8 protein-coding genes are annotated in these 10285 nt (G+C 71.1%); 4 read left to right on the top strand and 4 right to left on the bottom strand.

All coding sequences use genetic code 11. The features are described from left to right. Window positions 1-9 precede the first annotated feature (9 nt). Window positions 10-1617 (bottom strand): ABC transporter substrate-binding protein, encoded by a 1608-nt coding sequence (locus tag YIM_RS16605; protein ID WP_153031209.1) that lies wholly within the window; start codon window positions 1615-1617, stop codon window positions 10-12. A gap of 246 nt (window positions 1618-1863) precedes the next feature. Here YIM_RS16605 and YIM_RS16600 point away from each other — a divergent pair, with 246 nt between their 5' ends. Then, a complete protein-coding gene (locus tag YIM_RS16600) occupies window positions 1864-3816 on the top strand; it encodes a primary-amine oxidase (RefSeq protein ID WP_228004782.1) in 1953 nt (650 codons plus the stop codon). A gap of 32 nt (window positions 3817-3848) precedes the next feature. Further along, on the top strand, window positions 3849-4562 hold the full coding sequence (locus YIM_RS16595) for an FMN-binding negative transcriptional regulator (RefSeq protein WP_153031208.1): 714 nt from the start codon (window positions 3849-3851) through the stop codon (window positions 4560-4562). Here the strand turns inward: YIM_RS16595 and gabT are convergent. Next, window positions 4469-5821, bottom strand: a complete 1353-nt coding sequence (gabT, locus tag YIM_RS16590) for a 4-aminobutyrate--2-oxoglutarate transaminase (RefSeq protein WP_153031207.1) — start codon at window positions 5819-5821, stop codon at window positions 4469-4471. The two genes, YIM_RS16595 and gabT, sit on opposite strands and share 94 nt — an antisense overlap. 100 nt (window positions 5822-5921) lie before the next feature. Here gabT and YIM_RS16585 point away from each other — a divergent pair, with 100 nt between their 5' ends. Together YIM_RS16585 and YIM_RS16580 are read left to right on the top strand one after the other, a co-directional pair. Further along, window positions 5922-7055, top strand: coding sequence for a CaiB/BaiF CoA-transferase family protein (locus YIM_RS16585; RefSeq protein WP_153031206.1), 1134 nt, complete (start codon window positions 5922-5924; stop codon window positions 7053-7055). Continuing rightward, on the top strand, window positions 7052-8212 hold the full coding sequence (locus tag YIM_RS16580; protein WP_153031205.1) for an acyl-CoA dehydrogenase family protein: 1161 nt from the start codon (window positions 7052-7054) through the stop codon (window positions 8210-8212). The genes YIM_RS16585 and YIM_RS16580 overlap by 4 nt, the downstream gene beginning before the upstream one ends. Here YIM_RS16580 and YIM_RS16575 read toward each other — a convergent pair. Next, the gene (locus tag YIM_RS16575; protein ID WP_153031204.1) at window positions 8203-9621 is read right to left on the bottom strand and encodes a PucR family transcriptional regulator; all 1419 of its coding nucleotides are present in this window, start codon (window positions 9619-9621) and stop codon (window positions 8203-8205) included. The two genes, YIM_RS16580 and YIM_RS16575, sit on opposite strands and share 10 nt — an antisense overlap. A gap of 45 nt (window positions 9622-9666) precedes the next feature. Then, window positions 9667-10248, bottom strand: coding sequence for a TetR/AcrR family transcriptional regulator (locus YIM_RS16570; protein WP_153031203.1), 582 nt, complete (start codon window positions 10246-10248; stop codon window positions 9667-9669). Window positions 10249-10285: the final 37 nt, after the last annotated feature.

Raw genomic sequence — 10285 nt, 5'->3', positions numbered from 1 at the left:
TTCCTCTCATCAGGGTCTGCCGACCAGGCGGAAGTCGGCCAGGCCGCGGAACGCGTTGCCGTACCCCTCGGTGGCGTACACCGTGGGGCTGACCGAATCGTGGCGGTAACCGACGAGCACCGGCCGGGTCACCAGCGGGATCATCTGCGCGTCGGTGTCCACCGCGGTGCACAGCTCACGCAGCGCGGGCGCCCGGTCCGGACCGTCCGGTCGGGCCGCCGCCGCGTCGATCACCCGGTTCAGCTCCGGATTCGGCTTCATGAAGCCGAGATTGAAGGCGGCCTGCTCCGGGTTCCACCACTTGGCCACCATGCCCGCCCCGGCGTACCCGGCGAACCACGACAGCGCGGCGTCGAACCCGGCGGGTACCGAGCCGTACACCTTGCCCGCCCAGCTGCCCTCGTCGAGCTGCTCGATGGTCACCTCGATGCCGATGCGCGCCAGGTTCTGCTGGATCACCTGCGCGACCGCGGGTGCGGGCTCGGTGGCGTAGGCGGTGATGACGAACTTCAGGTTCCGCACCCCCGCTTCGGCGAGCAACTGGCGAGCGCGATCGAGCCCGGCGGTCGCCGACGGCAGCGTGGCCGGGTCGCAGGCGTCCGGCAGGTCCACCGGGGTCACCCCGGTCGGCTTGCCCAGCCCGTTCGTGGCCACCTGGGCGATCTGCGCGCGGTCCATCGCGATGTTGATCGCGGTGCGCACCCGGGGATCGGCGAACTTGCCACCCGGCGCGTTGCTGTTCAGCATCAGGTAGTAGAAGTCCGTTGTGGACTGTGCGCGCACGGTCACGCCGCGCACGCCGGCCAACACCTGTGGTGCGTCCACATTGCCCAGTACCGCCAGGTTCGCGCTGTTGTTCTGCAGCGAGGCGATCCGGGTCGGTTCCTGCGGCACGATCGAGATGTTCACCGCGTCGGCGGCCGGCTTGCCCGGCGCCCAGTAGTCCGGGCGGCGCTTGAACCGCCACAGCACGTCCTGCCGGTGGAAGGTGTCCACGAACGGGCCGGTGCCGAGCATGGTCTTGGTCAGGTCCACCGAACCGTTCTCGACCTCGGTCATCGGCAGCACCGCGGCCGGGGTGTTCGCCAGCGCGGACAGGAACGGTGTGTAGGGACTGGAAAGCCGGAACCGCACGGTTGCCGGGTCCAGCGCGGTCACCGATTCGACCGGCCCGATCTGCGTGCGCCACACGCCTTCGCCCGCCAGCAGCCGGTTCATGCTGCCGACCACGTCGGCCGCGGTCATCGCGCGGCCGTTGGAGAAGGTGACGCCGGGCCGCAGGTGGAACACGTACTCTGTGGGGCTCGGCGTTTCCCAGCGCTCGGCCAGTCCTGGCAGCGGCTCGAAGTCCGGGCCGACGGTGACCAGCGTTTCGTAGACCAGCGACATCAGCTGCCACGACACGGCCACGTCGGCCAGCTGCGGGTCGAGCCCGCCCGCCGCGCCGGTGTCCACCGGCATCTGCAGTTCGACCGTGCCACCGGGCGGGAGCGCGGGATCGGCGGCCGCGAGATAACCGGGCCGCTGGGTCGCGGTCGGCTCGGGAACCGCCTGCGCGGCACAGGAAGCGACGAGCGGGACCACGGCCAGCGCGGTGCAGAACCGTCTGATCCGCATGCGACCTCACTCTCCGGGAATTCGCCGGACATGTGCCGGAACGTTCCGACATGGGTGGTGATTAAACGATGGGCACCGACCCCCGTCAAGGGCTCCGGCCGAATTCTCCGTTCCGACATCCGCCTGAAACAAAGGAAAATCCCTTGCACACCACCGGCATTGACCGAACTCGGGCCCGCGGGATAGCCTGCCGATCGATGCCGGAACGTTCCGGCATTCAAGGCCATCACCAGGCAGGGAGAATTCGTGACGGACTGTTGCCACACCCCGACCGGCGGTGCCGTGGTCGCCGAGGCGGCCGCCCACCCGCTCGACTCGCTGACCGGCGCCGAATTCCACCGCACGCGCGAAATCCTCGAAGACGCCGGTGTGCTCCGTGAGTCCACCCGGTTCTCCTACGCCGGTCTCGCCGAGCCGGCGAAGGACCGGCTCGCGCGGTACGAAGCCGACGGGACGCCGGTGCCGCGCGAGGTGCGCGCACTGCTGCTGGACATCAAGTCCGGTGAGGCCGAGGACGTGCTGGTCCGGCTCGACGAGCCCGAGGTGGTTTCGCGGAAGCCGATCGATTCCGAAGCGGCGGGCCACGTCCCGGTGCTGGCCGAGGAGCACACCACCGTCCGCGAGATCATGGCCACCGACGAGGGCTGGCTGGCCGCCCTGCGCAAGCGCGGCATCGAGGACCCGTCGCACGTCTACCTGGCCGCGCTCTCCGCCGGCCGGTTCGACTCCATTACGGACGCGCACCGCCGGATGGTGCGCGTGCTGGCGCACTGGCGGCCCGATCCGTCCACAATGGTCTGGGCGCACCCGGTGGACGGGCTTGTCGCCTACGTGGACCTGATCGCGCGCGAGGTGTGCGAGATCGTGGACACCGGCGCGGTGCCGATCCCCCAGGAGTCCGGCGACTACGACGACCCCGAGGTGCGCGGACCGCTGCGGACCTCCCAGCGCCCCATCGAGATCACCCAGCCGGACGGCCCGAGCTTCACCCTCCACGGCAACGTGCTGAGCTGGGAGAACTGGGAGGTCCGGCTCGGCTACGACATGCGTGAAGGGCTCGTGCTGCACCAGCTCGGCTTCCGCGACGGTGACCGCCTGCGCCCGGTGGTGCACCGCGCCTCGGTCGCCGAGATGGTCGTGCCGTACGCCGACCCCGGGCCGATCCGCTTCTGGCAGAACTACTTCGACACCGGTGAGTACCAGCTCGGCAGCCTGGCGAACGCGCTCGAACTGGGTTGCGACTGCCTCGGTGACATCACCTACGTCGACGCCGTGGTGGCCGGTGGTGACGGGCGCCCGGTGACCCTGCCCAACGCGATCTGCATCCACGAGGAGGACGACGGCGTGCTGTGGAAGCACACCGACCCGTCCAACGGCAGCAAGCAGACACGGCGGCAGCGGCGCCTGGTGGTCTCCTTCTTCGTCACCGTCGGCAACTACGACTACGGTTTCTACTGGTACCTCTACCTGGACGGCACGATCGAGCTGAAGGCCAAAGCCACCGGCATCGTGTTCACCGCCCGCTACGACGAGCGCATCGCGCCGTACGCCTCGCAGGTCGCGCCCGGCCTCGCCGCGCCGTACCACCAGCACCTGTTCAACGTGCGCCTGGACATGGCGGTGGACGGCCCCACCAACGCGGTCGAGGAGGTCGAGGTCGAACGGGTGCCGATGGGCCCGGAAAACCCGCACGGCAACGCTTTCCGCCGCCGTGCCACCCGGCTGCGGCGCGAGTCGGAGGCACAGCGGCTGGCCGAGCCCGCGGCCGGGCGAACCTGGCTGGTGGTCAACCCCGAGCGCCGCAACCGCCTCGGTGACGCCCCCGGGTACGCGCTGATCCCGGAAGGCCAGCCGGTGTTGCTGGCCGACGAGGGCTCCGCGATCCACGGCCGCGCCACCTTCGCGTCGCGCCACCTGTGGGTCACGCGGTACCACCCCGAGGAGCGCTTCCCGGCGGGTGATCTGGTCAACCAGGGGCCGCCGGGAGCCGGGCTGCCCGCCTACACCGCCGCGGACCGCGACCTCGACGGCACCGACCTGGTGCTGTGGCACACTTTCGGCCTGACCCACTTCCCCAGGCCGGAGGACTGGCCGGTGATGCCGGTGGACCACTGCGGTTTCCTGCTGCGGCCGGTCGGCTTCTTCGACCGGAACCCGACACTGGACGTCCCGTCCCCCGGCGGCCACTGCGCGAGCTAAGTGGTCACGATCGCAACCACCAAGGAGCCGGCATGCGTGTCTACGGACCTTACGTCGCGCCGTCACCGGCGATGGAGGTGGAGTTCGTGCGGCGCCACCCGTTCGCCGTGGTGGTCAGCGCCGAGGCGGGCCGGGCGCCGGTGGCCACCCACCTGCCGGTGATCTTCCCCCGCCACGACGAACTGCCCGCCACGCTGGACGGGGTCACCATGCTCGGCCACCTGGCCCGCAAGAATCCACAGTGGACCCAGTTCGACGGCCGGGAGGTACTGGTGATCTTCTCCGGTCAGCACGGCTACGTCTCCCCCAGCACCTACGGCTTCGAGCCGGCGGTGCCCACGTTGAACTACGCCGCGGTGCACCTGACCGGCACGGTCGAGCTGACCGACACCAGGGAGGAATCCCTGTACGTGGTGGAGGAAACCGTGCGCACCATGGAAAGCATGCGCGAGCCCCGATGGGACATGACCGCGTCGCGGGGGAAGTTCGCCGAGCTGGTCGAGCACGTGGTCTCGTTCAAGGTGCACGTCACCGACGTGCGGGCGATGTTCAAGCTCAGCCAGGACATGGCTCCCGAGGTCCGGGCGCGGGTGCGCGCGGACCTCGGGGCCGGTGGCCACCCCCGGCTCGCCGAGCTGATGGCCGAGGTCGATCAGCCGCACGCGGCCGCCAGCACACCCAGTCCCTCGGTGAGCAACGAGTCCGGAATGGACAGCGGCGGCAGGAACCGGAGCACGTTGCCGTAGCTGCCCGCGGTGAGGGTGAGCAGCCCCTCGGCGTGGCACCGCCTGCTGATCTCGGTGGTGCGCGCCGGGTCGGGCGTGCGATCGGGGCCCCGGACGATCTCCAAGGCCAGCATCGCGCCCCGGCCCCTGACCTCACCGACGAACGCGTGCCGATCCGCCAGTTCCTCCAGCGCGGGCCGCATGATCCGCTCGATCTCGGTCGCCCGGCGCAGCAGGTCACCGCGCTCGATCTCGTCGAACACGCCCAGCGCCGCTTCGCAGGCCACCGGGTTCCCGCTGAACGTGCCGCCGAGGCCACCCGCCGGGACCGCGTCCATCAGTTCGGCCCGCCCGGTCACCGCGCCGAGCGGCAGGCCACCGCCCAGCCCCTTCGCCGTGGTGATCAGGTCGGGCTGGATGCCCTCGTACTCGCAGGCGAACATCGAGCCGGTGCGGGCGATCCCGGTCTGCACCTCGTCGGCGATCAGCAGGATGCCGCGTTCCGCGCAGATCCCGGCCACCGCGGCGAGGAAACCCGGTGCGGGCACGATGAAACCGCCCTCGCCCTGGATCGGCTCGACCACCACCGCGGCGACGTTGGCCGCACCCACCTGGCGGTCGATCAGCTCGACCAGTGCGGCGGCGGCTTCCTCGGCGCAACGCTCCGGGCCGCCGGGCCACCGGTACGGATAGGCCATCGGCGCGCGGTGCACGTCGGTGGCGAACGGGCCGAAGCCCTGCTTGTACGGCACGTTCTTGGCGGTCATGCTCATCGTCAGCAGGGTCCGGCCGTGGTACCCGTGGTCGAACACCACCACGCCGGGCCGCCCGGTCGCCGCGCGCGCGATCTTCACCGCGTTCTCCACCGCCTCGGCGCCGGTGTTCACCAGCAGCGTGCGCTTCCCGCCGGGGACCGGGACCAGCCGGTTGAGCCGCTCGCAGACCTCCACATAGGACTCGTACGGGTTCACCAGGAAGCAGGTGTGGGTGAACCGGTGCAGCTGCGCGGCGGCGCGCTCGGCCACCCTTGGCGCGGCGTTGCCGACCGTGGTCACCGCGATCCCGCTGCCGAAGTCGATGAAGGAGTTGCCGTCGGCGTCGACGACCACCCCGCCACCGGCCGCGGTGACAAAAACCGGCAGTGCCGAGCCGACGCCGGCGGGCAGCGCGGCCCGCTGCCGTTCGAGCAGTTCCGCCGACCGCGGCCCGGGTACCGCCGTCCGCACCTGCCTGACCTGCGCGAGCCCGGGGCCGCCTTGCTGTGTTCCGACAACGCTCATACGCGCACGCTAGGCAGGCGCCCCGGCTGCCACGATGGACAGAACGGCGATCGGCGAGCCGCCCGGTTGGACAGGTTGTCGAGTGCCTCATCCGCGCCGGATGCCGAGACTCTGGCCCGTGACTTCCCTGTCCGGACTGCTGGTCGCCGACTTCTCCCGGGTGCTGGCGGCGCCGTACGCCACCATGCTGCTGGCCGATCTCGGCGCCGACGTGATCAAGGTCGAGCACCCCGAACGCGGTGACGACACCAGGGCCTGGGGCCCGCCGTTCGCCGGCGACCAGGCCACCTACTTCCTGTCGGTGAACCGCAACAAGCGCTCGCTGGCGCTCGACCTGCGCACGGAGACCGGCCGCCGCCGCGCCACCGAGTTGGTGCGCCGCGCCGACGTGGTGATCGAGAACTTCCGGCCGGGCACGATGGCCAAGCACGGCCTGTCCCCAGAGCACGTCCGCGAGCTGAACCCGCGCGCGGTGTACTGCTCGGTCACCGGCTTCGGCGCCGGGTCGGACCTGCCCGGGTACGACCTGCTCGCGCAGGCGGTCGGCGGGCTGATGAGCGTCACCGGCACCGGCGAACCGGTCAAGGTGGGCGTCGCGCTGGTCGACGTGCTGACCGGACTGCACGCCGCGGTCGGTGTCCTGGCCGCGCTGCGGGACCGGGAGCGGACCGGGGAAGGGCAGCTCGTCGAGGTGAACCTGCTGAGCACGCTGCTGTCCAGCATGGTCAACCAGAGCGCCGGGTACACGCTCGCCGGTGTGGTGCCCGAGCGCTTGGGCAACCGGCACCCGTCCATCGCGCCCTACGCGGTGTTCACCGCCGCCGACCGCCCGTTCGTGCTCGCGGTCGGCAACGATCGGCAGTTCTCCGCTCTGTGCCGGGGAATCGGCCTGTCCGAAGAGGACCGTTTCGCCACGAACGCGGCGCGGGTCGAGCACGTCGAGGAGCTGACCGGGCTGATCCACGAGCGGCTCGGCACCCGGACCGCCGACGAGTGGTTCAAGATCCTCAGCCCGCTCGGCGTGCCCTGCGGTCCGGTGAACGACCTCGCCGATGCCTTCGCGCTGGCCGAGGACCTCGGCCTGCGCCCGCTGGCCGACGGGCTGGTGGCCAATCCGATCGGCCTGTCCCGCACCCCGCCCGCCTACCACCGCCCGCCACCCCGGCTCGGCGAGCACACCGAGGACCTCGCCGCCTGGCTGGACCGTCCACTATCCACAGGAGACCCCGCATGACCGACCCGTTGCAGCTGCTGGACATCCCGGCGACCCTGCCCGCGGACGAACGCGACATCCAGGCCACCGTGGCCCGGTTCGCCGAGGACCGGCTGCGGCCGGGGATCCGCGAGTGGTACGAATCCGGCCGGTTCCCGCGTGAGCTGGCGCCGGAGTTCGGCGAGCTCGGTGTGCTGGGCATGCACCTGGACGGGTACGGCTGCGCCGGGACCAGTGCGCTGGCCTACGGACTGGCCTGCCTCGAACTGGAAGCCGCCGATTCCGGATTCCGCAGTTTTGTCTCCGTCCAGGGTTCGCTGGCGATGTTCTCGATCCACCGGTACGGCTCGGAGGAGCAGAAGGCGGACTGGCTGCCGCGCCTGGCGGCGGGCGAGGCGATCGGCTGCTTCGGGCTCACCGAACCGGACTTCGGCTCCGATCCCGGCGGCATGCGCACGCGCGCCGTCCGCGACGGCGGTGACTGGGTGCTCGACGGTACCAAGATGTGGATCACCAACGGTTCCATCGCCGACGTGGCCACGGTCTGGGCACGCACCGACGAAGGCATCCGGGGTTTTGTGGTGCCGACGGACACGCCGGGCTTCAGCGCGCGGGCGGTCGGGCACAAGCTGTCGCTGCGTGCGTCGATCACCGCCGAACTGGTGCTCGACGGTGTCCGGTTGCCGGGCAGCGCGATGCTGCCCGGGGCACGAGGGCTCTCGGCTCCCCTGTCGTGCCTGAACGAAGCGCGGTTCGGAATCGTCTTCGGCGCGGTCGGCGCGGCCAGGGACTCGATCATGTGCGCGCTGGACTACGCGAAGAACCGGACGCAGTTCGGCAAGCCGATCGCCGGGTTCCAGCTGACGCAGCGCAAACTCGCGGACATGACCGTGTCGGCGGGCAACGCCATGCTGCTCGCGCTGCACCTGGCGCGGCTGAAGGACCAGGGCACGATCCGCGGTGAGCAGATCAGCGCGGGCAAGCTGAACAACGTACGCGAAGCGATCGCGATCGCCAGGGAGTGCCGCACCATTCTCGGCGGCAGCGGCATCACCACCGAATACTCGCCCCTGCGGCACGCGAACAACCTGGAGTCGGTGCTGACCTACGAAGGCACCTCCGAGGTGCACACGCTGGTGATCGGACAGGCGCTCACCGGCATCGCGGCTTACCGCTGACCGCTTTCCCAGGCGAGGGTGGCGAGAAGGAGTTCGGCGCGCACGCGGGCCGAGCCGAGGTCGCAGCCGAGCACCTCGCGCACCCGGTCGAGCCGGTTGCGCAGGGTGTGCCGGTGCACGCCGATGCTCGCCGCCGCGGCCTCCCACTGGCCGTTGAGTTCGAGGAACGCGCGCAGCGAGGTGATCAGGACCGGGTCGAGCTTCGCGATCGTGCCGCCGGCGACGGTGTCCAGTACCGCGCGGCTGGCCGGGGTGGCGAGCAGAGTGGCCCCGGCCAGTGCGGTGAAATCGGTGAACCCGGCACCCGACGCGGCCGCCAGCCGGGCCTGCGCAAGCGCTTGCGGTAGCTCGGACAGCGGGTGCGGGGCGCTCAGCCCGGCCCTGACCGACTCGGGAAGCAACGCGGCCGCTTCGGCGAAGCCGCCGGGGAGCAGGACGAGCGTTTCGTGCTGGGTTTCGCGCGCGAGCAGCGGGAGGTCGCGTTCGGCCAGCGCGGCGTCGATGGCGGCCAGTCCGGTTCCCGCGGCGAGCACGCGGATGCCCTGACCGTCGGCTATGCCCGCGAACTGGGGGCGCAGCCGCGGTTCGAGCGCGGGATCGGACAGCAGCAAGCCGAACAGCGTGGCGCCGAGCTGGTTGCGCTCGCCGCGCAGCCGCCGGGGCTTCTCACGGTCCAGCGCCAGCAGCGACGCCGCGTGCCCGAGCAGCACCTGCTCCACCTGACCGAGCGCCCGGTCCCCGACCACCCCGAGCCAGCCGTGCACAGCGGCGCCGACACCGACCGTCTGCACGCTGACCGCCCGGCCCTCGCGCACCACGGCGGCTCCGGTCACGTCCTCGCGCACCAGCGCCACGACGTCGGAGATGTCGTCGAGATTCGCCCTGGCAGCCTCCGCTTCCTTGTCGGCGCCGAGGAAAACCGCGGCCGCCCCGGTCGCCGCGGACAGTTCGCGCACGATCCCGGCGGCCCCTTCGCGCACCGCGGCGCGGGTCATCTTCGGCTGGGCGCGGGACACCCGCAGGACCTCTTCGTAGCGCTGCTCGGCGATCCTCTCCAGGACCGCCTTGGTGACCGCCGCGAACGGCGTCGGCAACGGGATCTCGACCACCGGCAGGCCCAGCTGGTCCGCTGTGTCCACAATGGCCTGGGGAACGTGGTCGTGGGAAAGGCCGATCCCGAAGCCGAGTGCCGAAACCCCGGCGCGGTGCAGGCCTTCGACGTACGCGCGGGGTTCGGCCAGGTGCGCGCCGGTGGTCAGCACCAGTTCGCCGCCGGAGAGCCAGGGGCACGGGTCGGCCAGATCGATGCTGTGCGCGAACGACAACACCCGATCGGCCCCGGTTTCGCCCGCCACCAGCCGGAGCCCCAGCTCCGCGCGGCCGAGCAGCCACCGAACCGAAACACTCATCAGATCACCCTAACCGCCCCGTTCCGCCAGGGCGGCGGGGCGGACTCAGTCACCGCAGCGGGTGCACATGCCGCGCCACAGGAGATCGGCGAGGGCGGCCGCCTGCTTGCGCCATTCCTCCGCCGAGTTCAGGAAAAGCAGTCCGCCGAGGCCCCGCAGCACCGTTTCCGGGTCCAGCTCCGCGCGCACGTTTCCCGCCTCGACGTTGGCCTTCAGCAGCGTGGTGACCGCGCCGACCATGGCTTCGTAGGCGTTCGCCGGCAGGTCCTCCCCGCCGGTGGTCGACGCGGCGCGCAACGCGGTCGCCAGGCCCCGCTTTGTCATCATGTAGTGGGCCAGGTGATCGGTGGTCCACACCCGGAAGGCCTGCTCCGGCTCGTGTTCGGCCAGCAGCGCGGGCACCACCTCGACCAGGTGCCGCACCTCGCGCCGGTAGACCGCCAGGATGAGCGCCTCCGGCGTGGGGAAGTGCCGGTAGACCGTGCCGACGCCGACCTCGGCTCGCTTCGCGATGGCGTTGAACGAAAGCTCACCCGAACCGGCGAGCGACTCCGCCGCCGCGATGAGGATGCGCTCGTGGTTGCGCCGGGTGTCCGCACGGCGCGGGTTGACCGATCCCGTCGTCATCCGTCCCCTCCCTCACGCGCTGGCCGTCGCCGAGTCC

This window comes from Amycolatopsis sp. YIM 10 (assembly GCF_009429145.1).
Lineage (GTDB): Bacteria > Actinomycetota > Actinomycetes > Mycobacteriales > Pseudonocardiaceae > Amycolatopsis.
The sequence above is the reverse complement of the archived record's forward strand: the minus strand, read 5'-3'. Positions and strand labels throughout refer to the sequence as shown.